At 45.5% G+C, this 20884-nt stretch carries 11 protein-coding genes; 4 read left to right on the top strand and 7 right to left on the bottom strand.

The window, feature by feature from the left end; genetic code table 11:
* Positions 1-10 precede the first annotated feature (10 nt).
* The 5 genes from KXD93_RS17500 to KXD93_RS17520 all read right to left on the bottom strand — a co-directional run bounded on the left by KXD93_RS17500 (position 11) and on the right by KXD93_RS17520 (position 11050).
* Positions 11-1492 (bottom strand): RagB/SusD family nutrient uptake outer membrane protein, encoded by a 1482-nt coding sequence (locus KXD93_RS17500; RefSeq protein WP_258138597.1) that lies wholly within the window; start codon positions 1490-1492, stop codon positions 11-13.
* A gap of 10 nt (positions 1493-1502) precedes the next feature.
* On the bottom strand, positions 1503-4637 hold the full coding sequence (locus tag KXD93_RS17505) for a SusC/RagA family TonB-linked outer membrane protein (protein ID WP_258138598.1): 3135 nt from the start codon (positions 4635-4637) through the stop codon (positions 1503-1505).
* Between the two features lie 598 nt (positions 4638-5235).
* The gene (locus KXD93_RS17510; protein ID WP_258138600.1) at positions 5236-7617 is read right to left on the bottom strand and encodes a beta-glucosidase; all 2382 of its coding nucleotides are present in this window, start codon (positions 7615-7617) and stop codon (positions 5236-5238) included.
* A 259-nt stretch (positions 7618-7876) separates the two neighbouring features.
* A complete protein-coding gene (locus KXD93_RS17515) occupies positions 7877-10030 on the bottom strand; it encodes a carboxy terminal-processing peptidase (protein WP_258138602.1) in 2154 nt (717 codons plus the stop codon).
* 351 nt (positions 10031-10381) lie between these two features.
* Positions 10382-11050 (bottom strand): tetratricopeptide repeat protein, encoded by a 669-nt coding sequence (locus tag KXD93_RS17520; protein WP_258138603.1) that lies wholly within the window; start codon positions 11048-11050, stop codon positions 10382-10384.
* Positions 11051-11215: 165 nt separating this feature from the next.
* Here KXD93_RS17520 and KXD93_RS17525 point away from each other — a divergent pair, with 165 nt between their 5' ends.
* Together KXD93_RS17525 and KXD93_RS17530 are read left to right on the top strand one after the other, a co-directional pair.
* Positions 11216-12532, top strand: a complete 1317-nt coding sequence (locus tag KXD93_RS17525; RefSeq protein WP_258138604.1) for an amino acid permease — start codon at positions 11216-11218, stop codon at positions 12530-12532.
* Between the two features lie 1093 nt (positions 12533-13625).
* The gene (locus KXD93_RS17530; RefSeq protein ID WP_258138605.1) at positions 13626-14138 is read left to right on the top strand and encodes a hypothetical protein; all 513 of its coding nucleotides are present in this window, start codon (positions 13626-13628) and stop codon (positions 14136-14138) included.
* Between the two features lie 57 nt (positions 14139-14195).
* Here the strand turns inward: KXD93_RS17530 and KXD93_RS17535 are convergent, their stop codons facing one another.
* Both KXD93_RS17535 and KXD93_RS17540 read right to left on the bottom strand, forming a co-directional pair.
* A complete protein-coding gene (locus KXD93_RS17535; protein ID WP_258138606.1) occupies positions 14196-15038 on the bottom strand; it encodes an isoaspartyl peptidase/L-asparaginase in 843 nt (280 codons plus the stop codon).
* Between the two features lie 98 nt (positions 15039-15136).
* The gene (locus tag KXD93_RS17540; protein ID WP_258138608.1) at positions 15137-16045 is read right to left on the bottom strand and encodes a cyanophycinase; all 909 of its coding nucleotides are present in this window, start codon (positions 16043-16045) and stop codon (positions 15137-15139) included.
* A gap of 284 nt (positions 16046-16329) precedes the next feature.
* Between KXD93_RS17540 and cphA the strand changes: the two genes are divergently transcribed.
* Together cphA and KXD93_RS17550 are read left to right on the top strand one after the other, a co-directional pair.
* Positions 16330-18957, top strand: coding sequence for a cyanophycin synthetase (cphA, locus tag KXD93_RS17545; RefSeq protein ID WP_258138609.1), 2628 nt, complete (start codon positions 16330-16332; stop codon positions 18955-18957).
* 176 nt (positions 18958-19133) lie between these two features.
* Positions 19134-19916, top strand: a complete 783-nt coding sequence (locus KXD93_RS17550) for a PI-PLC domain-containing protein (RefSeq protein WP_258138610.1) — start codon at positions 19134-19136, stop codon at positions 19914-19916.
* Positions 19917-20884: the final 968 nt, after the last annotated feature.

Consider the following 20884-nt stretch of genomic DNA (forward strand, 5'->3'; position numbering starts at 1 on the left):
ATTAATTGATTTAGTTATAGCCTGGATTCTGTTTCAACGCCGGGTTTAGCTGGATCTCGACCTGCGGGATCGGGAATAGATTATTTTTGTCGCCCGCGGCAGATTTTGCCGGAATTTTATGCAGCGCATCAACCAGCGCGGTGCCGCCCTGCCTCACAAGATCGAACCAACGGTGTCCCTCCTGTATAAATTCTTTGCGGCGCTCCAGAAAAACAGAATCCCTGAAAGCTGTTTGCCCCAGCCCCGCGGTAAGGTTGGCTACATTGGCGCGGTTCCTCACCTGGTTTATAGCATTGTAGGCATCGCCGTCAGGTGCGCCGTTTATTTCATTAAGCACTTCGGCATAAAGCAGCAGCACATCCGCATAGCGGATAACCGGGTAGTTAACCGCGCTTTGTGATTGAATAGACAACGGCGACAAACTGTAATCAACAAACTTGTTGAAGTAAGGCGTATAGGCATTTTTAAAAACCACGTACTTGCCTGTTGCTGCATTATAAACCGAGTCATAAAAGGTTACGGCACGCCGCGTATCGGTTTTGCTGAACAATTTAGACACGCCGCTATCCGCCGGGATATCTATCGGGAACGTCCCGGTGTTAAACGAGGTAAAGCTTTGGCTTAAATTCTGCACACTGTTTGCCTCTCCTAAATTGGTTTCATACTGCACCGAGAAAATATGTTCGACCCCGTTTTTGGTAGCTTTTTGAAATGCATCCCGGTAATTTTGGAAAAGCGCATAGCCGTAGCCGCCGTTTATTACCGTTTTTAATTCGGTTAGGGCGCTGCTCCAGTTTTTACGGGTAACATACACCTTGGCCAGCAGGGCATGTGCTGCGCCGCCTGTTGCACGGCCCAGATCGGTGCCTGAAAATGATTTTGGCAGGTTGGTTGCATCCTGCAAATCGCTTATTATCTGTGTGTATACATCAGTCGTGGCAGCTCTGGATACAAACAGTTTATCTAAATCAATACTGTTTGGGTTATGCAATACCAGGGGCACATCACCATATAAGCGCACCAGGTCGAAATATAAAAGCGCCCGGATAAATTTAGCCTCCCTTACCAGCCTCGACCGCAAAACAGTATCTATCTGGATGCCGGGAATATTATCAATGGCAATATTCGCGCGGTTAATTCCATAATAAAGCTGCTGCCAAACTTTCTGAACACGACTGTTTGACGGGATATAGGTTGCCGTTCCCAGAGCCCTTACGTCAGGATTGGTATTGCTGGGGCTGTAAACCTGGTTATCGCTTCCGTTCTCAACCAGCAGGTTAAGCTGGCGGCCGTATAGGGGGAAATCGCCCGCAGGATCACTGTTCAAAGTGCCATAAACCGCGTTCACCGCCGCAACCGCGTCTGACTGTGTTTTGAAGAATTGTGAGCTAACTATCACCGAGCTCGGGTTCTCATTCAGCTTATTGCAGGATGATAGCGCCGCAACAGATAGCAGTAATGAACTAATTATATAAGTGTGTAACTTTTTCATATTCGAAGTTTTAGAAGGTAATACTTAGGCCCGCCAGGAATGTGCGCACCGATGGATAGGTGCCATAATCAATGCCCTGCTTGGTGTTGTCGTTATCGTAAAAGCTTACTTCCGGATCAAGCCCGGTGTATTTGGTTATGGTGAAAAGGTTTTGTGCCGATACATAAACCCTTAGCTGTTTGGCATGGATCTTTGAAAGCAACTCATTAGAGAATGTATAGCCAAACGAAGCATTCTTCAGCTTCAGGTACGATCCGTTTTCGATATACCTGTCCGTTACCTGCGGAACCGGTGAGTTTGTAGCACGCGCAACCGTTCCGTTAGGATTAGATGGGCTCCACCTGTTCAGCAAAGTTGCAGATGCGTTTAACGTAAGCGTTGGCCGCTCTAAACTCTGCTGCAGCAGGTTAAAGATCTTGTTACCGTATGATCCTGCAAAAAACACCGACAGATCAAAATGGCCGTAGGTAAAAGTATTGGTAATGCTCCCTGTAAATTTGGGTTGGGCGCTGCCAAGGTTATGTTTGTCGGCAGTGGTGATTTTTCCGTCACCGGTCTCATCTACGTATTTGGTATCGCCAACTTTCTGCGGCACCCCGGCTAAAAGCGGCACACCTGCGGCAATATCAGCAGCGGTTAACAGGCCATGAGTCGAGTATCCCCAGAAGGTACCAACCGGCAATCCAACTTGTACTATTACCGGCGAAACCTGCCCGGTAGGCGCTAGTGGATAAAAGCTGGTTATTCCCTGGCCCAGGTTCAAAATTTTGTTCCTGTTTACGGCAAATACAATATTGGTACTCCATTTAAAGGCATCGCTTTTGATATTATCTGTATTTAATGATAGCTCAAGACCCCGGTTTGACACACTGCCCACGTTCTCAAGCGCACTTGCGTACCCTGTGTAAAGTGGTAGCGGAACATTCAGCAGCAGATCGGTGGTTTTCTTGTAATAAGCATCAAAGGTTAAGTTAATGCGACTGTCAAATAAGCCGATGTCAACCCCGGCGTCATACTGCGTGGTTGTTTCCCATTTCAGATTGGGATTGGCCAATTGCACCGGCGCTATGCCTGTTACCAGCTTGCTGCCGAAATAATAATTTGTTGGCGCGAGTGCTGCAAGTGAACTGTACGGCGGCACTTCTGAGTTACCGGTCTGCCCGGCGCTTAAGCGCAGTTTCAGGTTGTTGACGGTTTCAGCAAGCGGCTTAAAGAAATCTTCCCGGCCCGCATTCCATGAAAATCCAGCCGATGGAAAATAGCCCCACTTATTGTTGGCGCCAAGTTTCGACGAGCCATCCGCACGTTCAGACAAGGTAATGTTGTATTTATGCTGGAAAGAATAATTCACCCGCGCCAGGTATGAATTCATGGTTGAGTTATGTGCCGATGAAAGCGGCAGGTTCGCAATTCCCGCGTACGACAGGTTGTTATACGTAGTTAAATCATTGGGGAATTTTTGTGCAGAGGCTACCGATGATTCATCGTGCTGGTATTGCGTGGTATAACCAACAAGCACATTTAAAAAGTGGGTACGGTTAAACGCATGATCATATGTCAGGGTATTTTCATTCAACCAGCTCAGTGAATTAGCTGCACCAACCGATGCATAGCCGCTGGCCGAATAGCCGTTTGAACCACCTGCTGGTGAACCTGTATTTGAGGGTGCATAATAGTCCTGCCCGGCATTAAGAATATCAACCCCGGCGGTTACCTTCAGGGTAAGATCGGTGTTAAATTTATACTCACCGGCAACATTACCCAGCACACGTGTTAGCGTTGTTGTGTTGGTTGTATTGGTGATGTCCTGCAGCGGATTAGTGGGTGTCGCATTGAACGGATTAGTGATATTGAAGCTACCGTCTGCATTTCTTATTTGGGCCACCGGCGAGGTTAGTATTAAATTTGAAAACGCGTTGCTAAAGTTGATGCTGTTATAAGGGCTGCCGTAAAGTTTGTTTTCGATAGACCGGCTGCCGAATAAGTTAGTGGAAACTTTGAATTTGTCGGAGATCTCCTTTTCGTAATTTACCCTTGCCGAGTAGCGTTTAAAGCCGGTATGCAAAATGGTTCCTTCCTGGTCGAAGTAATTACCGGCAATCAGGTATCTCGATTTTTCATCCCCGCCGGATATGGTCAGCTCATTATTTGATGTAGGCGCACTTTTTAAAGCTGCCGCCTGCCAGTTTGAACCTGTGCCCAAAGCTGCAATCTGCGCATCGGTATAAGTTTTGGCAACACCGTCGCTCACGTTCACATCGTTAACTAACCCCGCCCATTGTGAAGCGTTCAGCAGGTTGAGTGTTTTGGCAACCCGTTGCGTGCCGAAATAGCTGCTGAAGTTTACATTATTGGTGCCCTTTTTGCCTCGTTTTGTCGTGATAATAACCACCCCATTCGCCCCGTGCGATCCATAAATCGCGGTAGCCGAAGCATCCTTCAAAACCTCGACGGATTCAATATCATTTGGGTTGATGGTTGATAGCGCGTTTACGCTGGTGCCGTTTGCGCCCACGTTGGCGTTGTCGTTATTATTATAAATAATAAACCCGTCTATCACATACAGTGGCGCGTTGCCGAACGATATGGAGTTACCACCCCGCACTCTTATAGTTGCGGTACTGCCGGGCTGACCGGAGTTTTGCGTTACCGCAACCCCAGAAACGGCGCCTTGCAGCAGGTTATCAAATGAGGCGGCGGGCTGATTAAGGATATTTTTTGATACGGAACCGATCGACCCGGTTACGTCGCTTTTTTTCTGGGTGCCGTAGCCTACCACTACCACATCGTTAAGCAGGCTTACGTTTTCGGCAAGTACTATGGATATGGGGCTGCCATCGGCGATAACTTCCTTTGTTCTATAACCCACAAAAGTGATGATCAGCGTGTAAGGAAATTTCTGACCGGTTACAAAGGAAAAGCTGCCATCGGCAGCTACTGCAACAGCATGTGTAGTTCCTTTAATGTGAACCACTGCGCCTACTACGGGCTGTTTGGTTAATGAATCTTTAACGGTACCTAGCAGCCTTGAATTGATGAGCGGTACGGTTTCGGTTTGTGCAAATGCAACCGTGGAAAGCAGAACTAAAAGAAATGTGTATAAAAACCGGGGACGTATTCGTTTTGCATGGATATATAATTCCATATATTTAGCTGTTTTATGTTAATGAGTAATTGTTAGTAAAACTATTTATGAGGATCGGTTAGTGATTGGCGTTACGGGCCGGTCTCTCGTTGAAATAACCGGCAAGGCTTCCTTGCCGGTTTGCTTTTTTTACAGGGGTCTAAAGTTTCATTATTGTATTTTAAAGGGTCACACGAATACTGACATAAACAGCGATAAAACCGTTATTAATTAAATTGATCAGTAGGATCTAATAGGAGAATGTTACCGGAATCAGCAACAACAACAGGTACAACACATCCGCATGTAGCAGCGCTGCAAGCAGGATTTGAATTCAGTATGAGGATGTAAAATTGTCTTCATTACTATTGTTTAACGCCGCAAATATATAAATTTATTTTAATTACTACTAAAACTATAGAAATTATAGAATAATTAATGTTTTTTGTGATATTTAATGGAGAAAAGACGCAAAGTATCGCGTCTCTACATTCTTATTCCCGAATAAAATCAGCGAAATCCTTAAATCATCTTAAAATCAGCGGTCGAAATCTACGCCAAAAAAAAGCCCTGCAACATTAATGCTGCAGGGCCGGGTCAATTATAGTTTGTTACGCTTTTATTTCTTGTGCCATTCATTAATGGCTTTTATGGGTTTAAGCGCCGGGATGGTTTTTTCCGTAACTATTTCCTTAGCTAGTTTGAATGAAACTGTTTTTTCAATGTTTCTTGATGAAGTACCTATCTTAACTTTGTACTCCCCTGCATCAGCTACCCATGCCGATCTGCTGGTGTAAAATGATGCCAGGTCGCCTGCATGTAAGGTAAACACCAGGAATTGCTGTTGCCCCGGCGCCAGCAGGTTTGTTTTGGCAAATGCCTTTAGTTCCTGCTCCGGCTTATCTATATTTTTGTGGGGAGCGCTTACATATAGCTGCACCACTTCCTTGCCCGCAACATCACCGGTATTTTTAACAGTCACCTTTATCGATACGCTACCCTTAGCATCCGGTGCGCTCACGTCCATATCGCTGAACTTAAATTTGGTGTACGACAGACCGTAACCAAACTCGTAGGCGGGATTAATTTTATACGAGTCGAAATAACGGTAACCCACATAAATACCTTCCTCGTAATTAACCTGCGCCGGCTTTTCCGCCGGTGTTCCGGGGAAGTTTTTGGCTGTCGGCTCGTCCTTGTAATCCATTGCAAAGGTAGTTGCAAGTCTTCCGGATGGGTTTACTTTTCCGCTTAATACATCAGCAACCGCATTTCCGCCTTCCAGGCCGGGCTGCCAGGCTAACAAAATTGCGTCCACCTTATCGCGCCAGCTGGCAACTTCAATAACGCCGCCTATGTTTAATACCACAACTACCTTTTTGCCCTTATCATGAAACGCCTTGCTTACATTCTCAATCAACGTTTTTTCGCCAGGGGTCAAGTAATAATCATCGGTAAGCTTTCGGTCTGAGCCCTCACCAGCGTTTCTGCCGATGGTTATTACCGCTTCATCAGCCCCTTCAGCTTCCTTCAATATCAGCCCATTGGCATCCATTTCCGGAATTGGCGGCGGCAGCATAAAGAAATTTTTGGGCTTCGGTTGTTTTATTTTACCATCTGCCACGTAATCCTTATAGGTTTTAGCCAAAGTTTCCTGCACCTTATAGCCAGCGTTATTTAAGCCCTCAGCAACTGAGATATTGTACAACTTATTTACATCGCCGCTCCCTGTTCCGCCTGCTATAGGGTTGTAGGAGGTATTCCCAAATAGGGCAACTCTTTTATTTATCGATAGCGGCAATACATCACCATCATTTTTCAATAGCACCATCCCGTTCGCAGCGGCCTCCCGGGCTATTTTCGCATGCGCCGCAAGGTCGGGCTTGTCAGAATATTTATACCCGAGGAAGCTTTGCGATTTTACGATAACCTTTAGTATTCGCTCCACATTGGCATTTAATTGCGCCATGCTCAATTTTCCGCTTTTTACGGCTGCAACTATGTCGTCCGATTTATCCGGGCTACCGGGCATGATCAGATCATTACCCGCATTCATCTGGGCAACAGCGTCCTTGCCGCCAAACCAATCCGTCATCACAAAGCCTTTGAGGCCCCATTCGTTTTTAAGGATGGTGGTCAGCAGGTCGCGACGTTCGGACGTATATGTACCGTTCAGTTTGTTGTATGACGACATTACCGTCCATGGCTGCGAAGTTTTAACCGCGAGTTCGAAACCGCGCAGGTAAATTTCGCGCATGGCACGTTCACTTACATTAACGTTTACACTGTTACGTTCAGTTTCCTGGTTATTTGCCGCGTAATGTTTAATGGATGTTCCTACGCCATTACTCTGGATGCCTTTTACAATTGCTGCTGTCATGCTGCCGGCAATCAGCGGATCTTCCGAATAATATTCAAAATTACGCCCGCCCAAAGGATTCCGGTGAATGTTTAAAGCCGGGCCGAGTAATATATCAACCCCATATTCATGCACTTCGTTTCCAAAGGCAACGCCCACTTTTCTAACCATTGCTGTATCCCAGGTAGAAGCCAGCAAAGTGGCAACCGGGAATGCGGTAGCATAATACGTATTCGGATCATTTGGCCGTTTTGGCTCAATCCTTAACCCGGCCGGGCCATCAGAAACTGTGATAGACGGGATTCCCAAACGCGGGATAGCATGTGTTCTTCCAGCAGCGCCGGGCACTTTTTCAGGAATTTCATAAGCCTCGGGGTCCGATGGTGGCATTTTAAAACCACCGATATCTACAGTCTTTGGTTTTTCACCCTTTACCGGTGCAGGAACACCCGGCATTTTGAAGCCCATGCCCACAACCAGCTTTGACTTTTCCTGCAGCGTCATGGCGTTAATAACCTGCCTTAATGTGGCTTTGCCTAATTGCGGAACCGGCTTTTTAGCCTTGTCTTGTGCATTTACACTTAATTGGATGGCGCACAACAACACAAGCAGTCCTGCCGATAACCTGTACCCTCTCTTCATAATTAATACTTTAAAAATGGTTTAATATTGGTTGGTTTTAATGGCAAAACTTTCATTGTGTCATTACAACACAATAGTAAATATTATATTTGACAAAAACATCATTTCCAGGCATATATATTTTGCAGAAAAGCCGAGACGGATCTTAATGATGCCGTGCGGGGCAGTGATTCGCGATTCCGAACTTGAGTGTGCAAATACCCTTAAACAAAAAAATCCCGGCCTAAGCCAGGATTTTCTATTATAATATTATTAAGTACTATTTGTTGGTTACCGGCACAACTGTGTTGGTGAACTTATTATCCAGGCCGATATAGTCGGTCAGGATCTGGCCTGCTTCGCGTTTCAGGAAGTCAAGGTCCTCGTTACGGGGCTTGGTTTGTCCCTTTTTCAAAGCCGGTAAGCCCATTGCTACGCGGCGCAGGTTGTTTTCTTCAAACATTTTTTTATCATCAGCATCGCGTTGCTCCTTTAGTTTTTGTTCATTCAGGGTAACGCTTTTTTCTGCTTCATGCTTTTTGATCTCAGCAATATCCTCTAACATGTATTTGTAGTTAGGGCTGCCGGCCATACGCTGGTCATGTAGTTTCTTAAGCTGCGGTAATACTGCGCTGAAATCGCCAACCTTTGTATATGAACTTTTTGCAATTACGTCAAACGGCATTGCAGACGGCTCGGTATCCTCGCCATATTTATCCAACGGGATTATCGACGGAAACTCAATATCAGGTGTAACACCTTTATGCTGGGTTGAGTTACCTGTTATGCGGTAAAACTTAGCAATGGTTAAGTTAAGCTGACCAAATACGCTCTGGCTGCCTGTCATGGCAGTTGTTGTTTTTTTGTCCTTGTTCACTAAACCGGCAACACGCTCCAGCATTGATGGCGAAATAACTTTGTCAAGGTCGATAGCATTTTGAACAGAACCCTTACCGTAAGTCTGGGTGCCCAAAATTATACCACGCCCGTAATCCTGTATAGCGCCTGAGAAGATCTCAGTAGCCGATGCACTAAAGCGATCCACTAAAATAGCCAGCGGACCAGAATATGCTATTGACGGATCCTCGTCCTTATCAACTTCCACTTCATCGTTAGGGTTCCTAACCTGTACTACCGGGCCGGTTTTAATGAACAGACCTGTAAGGTCTACTGCTTCCAACAACGAACCACCGCCGTTCTGGCGCATATCCATCACAATACCGTCAACACCTTCCTGTTTTAACGAATCGATCAGCAATTTAACGTCGTGCGTGGTACTTTTGTAATTAGGGTTACCAGTTTTGTAATCGTTAAAATCGATATAAAAAGCCGGTACAGAGATAACTCCTATCTTAATGGTCTTACCATTTTCGTTATATGTTTTGATCTCTTTTTTTGCCGATTCGTCCTTAAGGATGATCTTCTCGCGCACCAATTCAACAACCCTTGGTTTGCTGCCAACGCTTACACCCTTTGGTAAAAGCTCCAGCTTTACGGTGGTGCCTTTCTTACCGCGGATGAGCGCTATCGCGTTTTCTATCCTCCATCCTACAACATTCTGAAACTCGCCATCGGCTCCTTGTGCAACGCCGATGATACGGTCGTCAACATTTACCTGCTTGCTTTTTTCAGCGGGGCCACCGGCAGTTAATGATTTGATGATCACAAACTCATTCTCAATATTTAAACCTGCTCCAATACCCTCTAACTGGCGCGACATGTCAATATTAAAATTGGCTGCATTTGCCGGGTTAAAATAGTTGGTATGCGGATCAATTGCTTCGGTAAAGGCATCCATAAACACCTGGAACACGTCTTGATTGTTCAGCTTATTGGCTTGCGACAGTAAGCTCTCGTACCTTTTCTTTAAAGTCTCCTTGTTTTTTGAAACGTCTGTCCCCGCAAGCTTTAAGTTAAGCATGTCGTATTTTACACGTTCGCTCCAAAGCTTGTTCATCTCAGTTTCGGATGACACCCATGGCAGGTTATCCCTGTCGTAAGTAAAGGTATCGTTCTTTGAATAATCAAAATTATTATCCAGTTGGGTAATCGAATATTTTATCCGGTCGATATATCTTTTCTGGTATACGTTGAAGATGTAAAAAACATCGCTCAGGTTGCCTGCCTTCACGTCATCGTCAAGCATGGTTTTATACTTATCAAAATCCTGGATATCTGATGCAAGAAAGTAATTATGGCTCTCATCCATCAATTTAATATACCGGTTATAAACTTCGGTTGAAAGCGAATCGTTAAGAACAACCTTTTTATAATTGTAATTTGATATCAGGGTAGCAATGGTTTTACAAACTATTGCTTGTTTCTCGTCAGGCTGTATATTATTTGAGCCATCAACTCTTATCGGTTTGGCTGGTTTAGCGCTGCACGCCAGTGTGGCACCAACAACCAGCACTAAATAAAATTTTTTGAACATATCTTTTACACTCTTTAAGTCGGGAATTTTATAAAACATCAATACTTGTGCCTAAATTCGGTTTGCTAATTTTAAAAAAAAGAGACAGCTTAAATGCCGTCTCATATTGAATAACAATATTACAATAATGTTTGTATTGTTTTCACAAAATAGACATACATTTTACGGTATTGTTACAATTTTATTGTCCGGTGCTGAAGAATCAAGAAATCAAGAGCCAAGAATCAAGAGACAGGGGGAGAAAAGAATAAAGGGACAAGAAGCAAAAGTTAAGAAGAATTTGTAAGCGCCTGACTGTCAAAAAAATCTATAATAGAGTCACCTGATCACGGCCCAGGCAGCTCCGTTTTCTTAATTCTTTAAGTTTTCCTGGCTCTTGTCTTTTAATTCCTGGTTTTTAAGTTCAGCTTTCGTAAGCGGAACCTCGGCATAGCGCACATCGGTTTTTGGCGCGTTGTTTTTATTTAGCTTGATGTATACCATCTTTTTGTCGATGGCTGCCAGTTCTTCCTTAAGGCCACGCATATTGGCCAGGTCGTGGGCTTCTGACAGATCCTGTTGCGCCTGCGGGAAGTCGCCAAGGTCTGATTTTATAGTTGCAAGGTCAATCAGGTTAGCTATGGTATGTTTATCGTCGTTTTGCTGGCGCGATATGATGTTGCTTTGCAATAAATACCATTTAGCTTCTGAATACCGGTTTTGCTGGATATAAAGCCTGGCAAGTTCGCTAAAGTTGTAACTCGCGTCGTTATAAACCCTGAAGCGCATATTGTGCTGGGCAGTACGCATCACTATATTTTCAGCCGCCTGGAAGCTGTATTCAGTTCTGTCTAAAATAATAGGACGAATTTTAACGGTTTTAATTGAAGTATTAAACTTTAACCGGGCCATCGAATTATCGGCGGGAATTTCAATTAAAGGATAGCGTGGGTGCTTTTTTAATCTTAAATCTACACGATACCACTGCGCCGAAGCCGAAAGGCCAAACAAGCAGCAGATAATAAGCAGGATAAATTTCATTTAATCTTTGTCCCCAAGTTTAAATTAACATGCAAAAGTAAATAATTTTCAATAAAATACAGAATTATGAAAATTGCTGTCATCTTGCGAAAAAATGGCATAGGTTGTTTTATTGGATAAATCAATATATTTAAACATTGTATCCCAATTGATTTAAACCAACCAATGACCCAACCTCCCAAAAAAATTGGCCTCTGGACAAGCACCTCGCTGGTGGTTGGCAGTATGATAGGCGCAGGCGTTTTTATGGTGCCCGCAGCAATGGCATCCTATGGCAGTGTAAGTTTGCTGGGTTGGGTATTCTCGGCAGTCGGTGCATTTTTCCTGGCACGTGTGTTTAGCAGGCTAAGCTCCATGGTGCCAAAAAGCACAGGCGGCCCGTATGCCTATACCCACCAGGGCTTTGGCGACTTTGCAGGCTTCCTGGTGGCATGGGGATATTATATCTGCGTAATTACCGCTAACGCCGCCATCACTATTTCATTTGTGAGCGCAATGAGCACCTTTTTCCCGGTACTGCGTGAAAGTGCAGTTGCTGCGGTTGGAACAGGTTTGGCTGCAATATGGTTCCTGGCGTGGATCAATATGCGCGGTGTGCCTGCATCCGGTAAAATGCAACTCGTTACCACCATTTTAAAGCTTGCCCCGTTGGCAATTATATCCATCGGTGGTCTTTTCTTTATCCGTCTTGAAAATTTCCACCCTTTTAACAGCAGTGGTGGTTCGGTTTACGATGCCATTAACGGGTCTGCAACCATTGCGCTTTTTTCGTTTGTTGGTGTTGAGTGCGCCACCATTCCCGCCGATAGCATTGAAAACTCGGGCAAAACAATCGCAAGGGCAACCATGCTTGGCCTGGTTATCTGTACGCTGGTATATTTATTGGGGAGCATCAGCATCATGGGCATAATACCGCCCGAAGAACTTAAACATTCAGTTACGCCTTATGCCGATGCGGCAGTGATCATGTTTGGCAGCAACGCCCGTTACTGGGCAAGCGGTGGTGCAGCAATTGCAGCATTTGGCGCATTAAACGGGTGGACGCTTGTTCAAGGCAAACTACCCTACGCCATCGCAAAGGACAAACTGTTCCCTGCTATCTTCGGAAGGCAGAATAAAAAGGGAGCGCCATACGTAGGTATCATTATCAGCAGCACCTTTGTTTCCTTATTTATGATGATGAACTACACCAAAGGCATGGTTGAACAATTTAAATTTTTAGTGCTGCTATCTACCTTAACAACCCTGGTGCCCTACCTTTTTTGTGCGGCCGCGTTTGTGATCATCCGCTTAAAAATAAAACAAACCAAAGGATTATATACCTCATTGCTGGTTGGTACGCTTGCGTTCGCCTATTCTATCTGGGCGGTTGCCGGTTCGGGACAAAGCACGGTTTATTGGGGGTTTTTATTGCTGATGGCTGGCATCCCGTTTTATGTGTGGATAGCTTATAAAAAGAACAGGCAGGTGGATAATAATTAACGCGTGTTGAACGTTGGCGAGGTAGCGCACCTACGGAGCGCAAAACTTGATTTTGATTTTTCTACCAAGATTTGACCCCGATGGGGTCGGGGAAGCACATAAGTAGAATGCCTATCGAACGACTTCTTAATATTTTGATTTTTCTACCAAGATTTGACCCCGATGGGGTCGGTGAATCGCATACGTAGAAGATCTGTCGAACATCTTCTTGACAATTCTATTTTTCTGCCGGGGTTTGATCCCGACGTGGAATGCATTAAGTTAAACTTGAGGGATGGCGAGTAGCCAATTCTTCCCACAAGCCTTGGTTGCCTCACCCTGCCCTCTCCAAAGGAGAGGGTTCTAAATAAGAGCGAAGCTGAAGTCCTCTCCTTTGGAGAGGATTTAGGTGGGGTCAAATGCAATGACATCCTTACTTAACGACATTGACCTACGACGCGCAAAACTTGATTTTGATTTTTCTACCGGGATTGGTCTCTTTGGGCAATGTCATTAAGTTAAGCTTTTTAGCCCTCCTTGTGCGCAGCAAAGGGAGGGCAGGTCCAGCGAAGCGTCGACCGGGTGGGTAAATCTGCAAGCCCTCCTTGTGCGCAGCAAAGGGAGGGCAGGTCCAGCGAAGCGTCGACCGGGTGGGTAAATCTGCGCGCGATGTTCACGCAATTACGTTCGCGCTAGTGCACTGGCACGAATGCACAACGGTTCGGCTCACCCCGCCGACGCTGCGCTGGATCACCTGCTGCGCAAAGAGGAAAAAAACAAATCTAATAGGGTTAACTTAGTGACAAGCCCCATGGGCTCGGAATGACGAGCATAAATATCACTGGATGATTTCCCGACAATGACGACCTACCATCGGCTCCGTTAGGAGCCAAATATTGGTAGCAAACACAGAAAAAAGATCTTTTGCCCTGTAGGGGCAACACCCCGCTTGTAGTCAATTAAAAAGCGTCCTCCTCAACGCTGTCTCAATTCCTTTACACTATCCGGATTAGTACTCGCACACAGCCTATTATCGTAATTGATTTGTTACCTCCGAGCCATCAAACCAACGCGTATTCCCCAAGTCAAACTGTCAAACAAATCAAATTTATTTATGAAAACACTAATCGTTATCACAATTTCATTGTTGTTCACGTCGTTCCTTGTCAAAGCGCAGGACACTACAAAATTTAGGGCCCAGCCCGACAGCGTTATCAAGCTTATTCCTTTTGGGGAGGGGAGGCATACATCATTTCTTTATACCATCGGCGGGAAACTTCAAACTCCCGAAGATGTTAAGATCAGGCTATTGAGCTATGCCCCCTCGGCACAGGAATATTCGCAGGCCAAAAATAACCTCACCTGGGGTTATGTGTCAGGCGGCGGATTTGTTGTGGCGCAGCTTGCGGCGGTAATTGAATTTGCTACCCATAACAAACATGCCGGGGAAACAACTGGGTTTGTAAACGGTCAGCCGGAATTTATTTACCAGCACCATAGCCTGACCGGTGCCTATGTATTAACCGGTATTGCGACCGGATTTTTAACCGCAGCCATAATTAATTGGGTTAAAGCAGGAAAACACGGCAACAGGGCATTAAAACTGTATAACCAGCGCTTTGAGTAGGTTAGCAGCAATGTAAGGATTTACGAAGTTCTTTAAACTTCGTAAATCTGATGTTAGCTAAGCAAACACCCAAACACTGTCGTCATACGCCGCCCAAACCATATAAGGATGGGTATCTGCGTGGTAAACTTCACCTTTGCTGGAAATGCCAATTATCCCTGCAAAGCCATCATAAGGCTTTAATTCATTAAGCGTTTTTTCTGTAGCCAAAGCCAGCGGCATGCCATCGGTAACCCGGGTTACTATATTTGATGCTACCGCGCCGCTCACAATATCTTCGCCTACACCGGTACATGAAATTCCGGCAAAGGCATTGGCATAATTACCTGCCGTGGTAGCAGAATCACTTACCCTGCCGGGGATCTCGAAGCCCTTTCCGCCGGTTGAAGTTGCTGCTGCCAGGTTGCCAAGCGCATCCAGCGCTACACAACCCACAGTACCTAAACGAATGGAATCGCTTAGTTTTTTTTCATATTCCTTGCGGCGTTGCGGTATTTCGGGGTTATAATAGTCAAACCCGCTCTCGCGTGCAAAGTCCTGTGCGCCTTTCCCGCTTAATACACGATCGTCATAAGTCAACAATTTTTCAGCAATGCAGATCGGGTTCTTTACATCCTCGATATTGATCACCCCCGAAAATTTCATGGTTTTGCCATCCATTAAAGAGGCGCTCAGGCGGATCTTGCCATCGCTCTGGATCTGTGATCCCGTGCCTGCATTAAACAAGTCGCAGTCCTCCAGCAAAGCCACGGTATAAACAACAGTCTCTAAAGCGGTATGTGTTTGCAGGTATTTATGGCCAAGCTTCACAATTTCGGTAAGTGCATCCTGCTTGGCTTTCTTAACTCCCTGGTTAGTCAGCGATTCACTGAAAAAACCACCGTGGATTATTATTTTCATAGGTAGATCTATTAGTCCGAAAGTCGGAAAAGTCCGGAAGTCCGAAAGAAAAAAAGCTTTTTCCTAATCTACAACCTCCAATCACTAGTCTCTGTTCGTTAGCTTCCCGGGGAAGTATTCAATAAAGTATCCTCAGCACTGATCGATTTCTTGATCATGAGCTGATTGGTTAGCAGGTCGTATTTATCAAATATCGACATAACGCTTACGCGCATATTTTTAATGGATACCGGCGAACCCATCTCTACATCGTAAATATTGGTTTCCGCCATTTTGCGGCCGTTTACAAGTATGGTCATTCCTGAACCGATAGCTTCCATCATGGTGCCATCTGTGATCAGCAAGCCTGCGTCCTCACCCAAACCAATCCCCAACATGCCGGGATTACTGGCTACCGCATACAAAAGCCTGCCTATACGGCCACGCTGAACAAAATGAGTATCAATAATGACGGAATCAATAAAGCCTAGCCCGGCTGTGATCTGCACTTCGCCTTTTATCAGCGCCTTGCTGCTTTGCCCGCGGTAGATCATATTGGTTGATGCCGCCGCTGCCCCTGCCGATGTACCGGCTATCACAAAATGCTCATTCTCGTAGCGGCTTTTCATGATCTGCAGAAACTCCGTCCCGCCAAAAATAGAACTCAGCCTTAACTGGTCGCCGCCGCTGAACATTACTACATCGCACTTGCGGATGCGTTCTAAATATTCAGGGTTTGATGCATCCTCACGCTTACGGATGTCCATTACGCCGATAGGATTAGCCAGCAGGTAGTTGAAGGCTTCTGTATACTCCTCACCAACTAATTCGGGAATTTGCGATGCAGTTGTAATAACCTCAACCTTTGATGCCGACTGTTTTGCCGATTCGGTAATAATGCGCTTGAGTATGCCTTGTTCAAAAAATTTAAGGTGATCGGGCTTTAAGATATTTTCCTGGGCACCCAAATTGGTGTTCATGTCAACGGCTCCGCCAATTATTATCAGTTTACCCTTCGGGACAGTCATCTTTTAGTTAATTAAGTTAGATTAGGATTAATGGCTGATTAAGTTAGACTAAGTTGATTGAGTTTATTAAGTTTAACACTACTAAATATTGACTCAATCTAACTCAATCAACCTACTCACTTAATCAACCACTCTCCTACCACACTACAAATTAAAATAAAAACCAGCATAAAGGCAGGCTGTTGTAAATAATAATGCCTTTTTTATGCTGAAAAATTTTATTACACTGTTAAGTTTTATAGTTTTAAAAGAAAATTGCCCCTTATAAAAATTGCATCGTCCAAATGAAGATAGAAAATATACAAGTATTGCGCGGCCCGAATATCTGGAGCGTTAGTCGTAAAAAATTGATCCAGATGCGGCTTAACCTACAGGAGATGGAGGACCGCCCGACAAATACCATCGACGGTTTTTATGATCGGCTTGAAAAACTGATGCCGAGCCTGTACAGTCACCGTTGTTCACCGGGCGTTCCGGGAGGTTTTTTCCAGCGCGTGCAGGCAGGCACCTGGATGGGGCATGTGATTGAACACATCGCTTTGGAAATCCAGTCGCTGGCCGGTATGGAAACCGGTTTTGGCCGCACCCGCGAAACAAAAACCAAAGGTGTTTACAACGTAGTATTCGCTTATCTTGAAGAAAAAGTAGGTGTATTTGCTGCGGAATCAGCCGTAGCTATTGCTGAAGCCTTGATAAAAGGGGAAGACTACGATTTGGAGAAAGATATCCAGAAAATGCGGGAGATCCGCGAAAATACCCGTTTGGGGCCAAGTACCGGGTCGATAGTTGAAGAGGCCATATCGCGGGATATCCCATGGATCAGGCTCAACAATCAATCACTGGTCCAGCTGGGCTACGGTAAAAACCAGGTACGCTTCCGCGCCACCATGACCGAGAAAACCAGCAGCATAGCGGTAGACATCGCCAGCAATAAGGACGAAACCAAGCGCCTTTTACAGGAGCAGGCCATCCCGGTTGCCAAGGGCATTACCATCTCGTCCTTAGAGGGTGTGGATGAGGCCATCCGCAAGGTGGGCTTCCCCTTAGTATTTAAACCGCTTGACGGCAACCATGGCCGTGGTATTTCCATCAACATCCGCACCCGCGAGGATGCGGTTGCCGCGTATGAACATGCCGCCCGAATCTCGCGCCGGGTAATAGTGGAGCGCTTTATTACCGGGTATGATTTCCGCGTATTGGTGATAGATAACAAAATGGTAGCCGCCGCCCTGCGCGATCCTGCGCATGTTAAGGGCGATGGCGTGTCGACCATTCAACAGCTCATCGATACAGAAAACAGTGATCCGCGCCGTGGTTACGGGCACGAAAATGTGCTTACCCTGATCACTATAGACCGCGACACGCTTGATCTGCTGGAAAAGAAAAACTATACACTTGACACCGTTCCGGCCAAAGGCGAAAAGGTTTTTGTAAAATCGACAGCCAACCTGAGCACCGGCGGCACATCCGTTGATGTAACCGACCATGTACACCCGCAAAATATATTCATCTGCGAACGTATCTCGAAGATCATCGGGCTGGATATTTGCGGCATAGATATAATGGCCGAGAACCTAACCGAACCGCTTACCGAAAATGGCGGTGTGGTATTGGAAGTAAATGCAGCACCGGGCTTCCGGATGCACATTGCGCCAAGCGAGGGACTGCCGCGCAACGTTGCCGGGCATGTGATAGATATGCTGTACCCTCCGGGCAAATCGGCACGCATTCCTATCATCGCCATAACAGGCACCAACGGCAAAACAACTACCACCCGCTTAATAGCGCATATCGTTAAGAATAATGGCCACCGGGTTGGCTTTACCACATCCGATGGTATCTACGTGCAAAACACCATGATGCTGAAGGGCGATACCACCGGCCCGGTTAGCTCCGAATTTATACTGAAAGACCCTACAGTAGATTTTGCAGTACTTGAAACCGCACGTGGCGGTATCCTGCGCTCCGGCTTAGGTTTTGGTTTTTGCGACATAGGCGTAGTAACCAATATCCAGGAGGATCACCTTGGTTTGGCAGATATCCATACCCTTGATGACCTTACCCGTGTAAAGGGCGTGGTTGTTGACTCTATTAAAAAAGACGGCTGGGCAGTGTTAAATGCCGATAATGAATATTGCGTGCGCATGGGTAAAAACGCGCATTGCAAGGTGGCCTATTTCAGCCTGAATGAAAATAACGCCATCATTAAATCGCATTGTAAAAAGGGCGGCATTGCCTGTATTTACGAGAACGGTTTTATCACCATTCAAAAAGGCGACTGGAAGATCCGCGTACAACGTACCACACTGATCCCGATAACCTTTGGCGGCACCGTTCCGTTCATGATCGAGAATGTGCTGGCGGCTACACTGGCAACCTACCTGTACGACTTTAAGACTGACGATATCAAGATCTCATTGGAAACCTTTATCCCGTCGGCAGCGCAAACACCGGGCAGGATGAACATCTTTAACTTTAAGGACTTCCGCTTTATGATCGATTTTGCGCATAACCCGGCAGGCTTTAAGGGCATCAAGGCATTCCTGGATCATATCGATTCGCCGTTAAAGATCGGCATCATAGCCGGTACAGGCGACAGGCGCGACGAGGATATCCGCGAATTGGGCAAACTCTCTGCCGAGATGTTTGATTACATCATCCTCCGCCAGGAAAAACACCTGCGCGGCCGTACCGCCGAAAACATCCTGACGTTATTGATTGAGGGGATTGAGTCGGTGGATATCGATAAGAAATTCGAGATCATTCCTAACGAGGTGGATGCCATTAAGCACTCCATGAGCCTTGCCAAACCCGGTACGTTTATAGTTGCCCTAAGCGATGTAATTGACAACGCCATCGAAACCGTACAAAACTATCAAGAGCAGGAGAGAAACGGGACGTTTAATATGTAAAGGTTGATTTCGGAATTCGGATTTTGTATTTCGGAATTAAAGGTATTCTATCAAACTTTGTCATTGCGAGCGCAGCGTGGCAACCTCGTCGCAAGCATGGCCGATTTGCAGGCCACGAGGTTGCTTCGTCGCTACGCTTCTCGCAATGACAATAGTATTTAATAAACAAAAGCGCTATGATCAAATTAAGATCAATTTATCCCATAATAGCATTATCGTTTGCCATTTTATCCTGCCACACCTCTACCAAAACCTATACCCCTGCCGATGCTCATTCACATAACGACTATAAAAACAGCATCCCGTTTTACCGGGCGTATGATGCAGGTTTTGGGTCGATAGAAGCGGATGTGTTTGCGGTTAACGGGCAGTTGATGGTGGCGCATGATGAAAAGGAGATCACGCCGGAGCGGTCGCTTAAACTGATGTATATTGATCCGCTGGTGCTGAAACTAAAACAGGATACCGCGAGAAAACTAAGGCTGCTCATCGAAATAAAAAGAGATTACACCGTAACCCTGCCGCTGGTGATGGAAGAGCTTAAGCCACTTAGCCAATATTTTGATTACCCCGGTCATGCAGGGCGATTGTCAATAGTGATGACAGGAAAGGTGCCACCCGGGGCGGTCATGTTAAACTACCCGGCATGGCTCAATTTTGATGTGGATCATGTGGGCGGATTTACCACCCCGCAGCTTACAAAAATCGGGCTGGTAAGTGTCCCGTTCAGCAGGTATTCCAAATGGGATGGTACGGGTAACATCGACCAGGAAAGCATCGGCAGGTTAAACAGCATAATCGACAGTGCCCATACTGCCGGCAAAAAGATCCGCTTTTGGGATACGCCTGATAACCCGGTTTGCTGGAAGGAGTTGATTGATTTGCATTCCGACGTTATCGGCACAGATAAGATCAATGAGCTGGCTGATTTTTTGAATAAGAGGGCGTATCTGCAATAATTGCTGTTTCACCCGGTTTCAGGGTGTTCGGCACAAATAGCGAACGGAACAAACATCTCAATTTAATTATCCGCTGTTTCACCTTGTTTCAGGGTGTGTCGCACAAAAAACGAACGAAACAAAACAAGTTGATACCTATCAGCGTCATTGAGAGTCGTAAAATCAGCTGGATTAGGAAGGTGAAATAACAAGAATGGGATGTCATGCTGAGGTACTCGAAGCATGCGGGCAAAGGCCTCTGCGCCATATTTAGCACGCGGATTGGCCTCTGCGCACGGCGCTCTTCGAGTACCTCAGCGTGCCACCCTACCCAAGTTTCTATCGGGACCAAACCGATCGTTGTAGTTATTCTTATTGATAGGTATATTATATATAGTATTTATCAATATAAAGATTGGGCGGGATGTTGTTCCGTTCGTTTCTTGTTCCGAACATATTGAAACAAGAGTGAAACAGGGATTCAATAAGCAAACTGGTTAAATCTTGTTCCGTTTTTTATTTGTGCCGAACAACGCGAAACAAGAGTGAAACAGAAACCTAAATGCATATGATAGCTATCGATTCATACCCATTATTGAATGTATTTTCTTCCAGCCCCATCGGGGCCTAATATTGGTAGAAAAACAACACACAAATAATTCGTGTGCCGTAGGTACACAACCCCGCTGCAAAGTCAATTGCCAATAAATAGCTCAATAGGTTTCGCACCTACGGCGCGCAAATCTCTTCTTTGTTTTTTCTACCGATATTTTGCTCCTAACGGAGCATGGGGAATTCAACATCCATTTTCACTATATCAATTGTCACATAATTAAAGATCGATTTTTTTCCAGCCCCATCGGGGCCTAATATTGGTAGAAAAAAAACGCACAAATAATTCATGTGCCGTAGGTCAATGTCATTAAGTTAAGGGCCTAATACGCTGGTTTAAAGTTAGAAAAGGTTCGATATTTGCTTTTAGATTGTTT

Source organism: Mucilaginibacter phenanthrenivorans (assembly GCF_024721155.1).
GTDB classification, from domain to species: Bacteria; Bacteroidota; Bacteroidia; order Sphingobacteriales; family Sphingobacteriaceae; genus Mucilaginibacter; species Mucilaginibacter phenanthrenivorans.

Coding starts and splice junctions, on each gene's coding strand:
- KXD93_RS17500 (WP_258138597.1), bottom strand. CDS start 1,492: ATGAAAAAGTTACACACTTATATAATTAGTTCATTACTGCTATCTGTT.
- KXD93_RS17505 (WP_258138598.1), bottom strand. CDS start 4,637: ATGGAATTATATATCCATGCAAAACGAATACGTCCCCGGTTTTTATAC.
- KXD93_RS17510 (WP_258138600.1), bottom strand. CDS start 7,617: ATGAAGAGAGGGTACAGGTTATCGGCAGGACTGCTTGTGTTGTTGTGC.
- KXD93_RS17515 (WP_258138602.1), bottom strand. CDS start 10,030: ATGTTCAAAAAATTTTATTTAGTGCTGGTTGTTGGTGCCACACTGGCG.
- KXD93_RS17520 (WP_258138603.1), bottom strand. CDS start 11,050: ATGAAATTTATCCTGCTTATTATCTGCTGCTTGTTTGGCCTTTCGGCT.
- KXD93_RS17525 (WP_258138604.1), top strand. CDS start 11,216: ATGACCCAACCTCCCAAAAAAATTGGCCTCTGGACAAGCACCTCGCTG.
- KXD93_RS17530 (WP_258138605.1), top strand. CDS start 13,626: ATGAAAACACTAATCGTTATCACAATTTCATTGTTGTTCACGTCGTTC.
- KXD93_RS17535 (WP_258138606.1), bottom strand. CDS start 15,038: ATGAAAATAATAATCCACGGTGGTTTTTTCAGTGAATCGCTGACTAAC.
- KXD93_RS17540 (WP_258138608.1), bottom strand. CDS start 16,045: ATGACTGTCCCGAAGGGTAAACTGATAATAATTGGCGGAGCCGTTGAC.
- cphA (WP_258138609.1), top strand. CDS start 16,330: ATGAAGATAGAAAATATACAAGTATTGCGCGGCCCGAATATCTGGAGC.
- KXD93_RS17550 (WP_258138610.1), top strand. CDS start 19,134: ATGATCAAATTAAGATCAATTTATCCCATAATAGCATTATCGTTTGCC.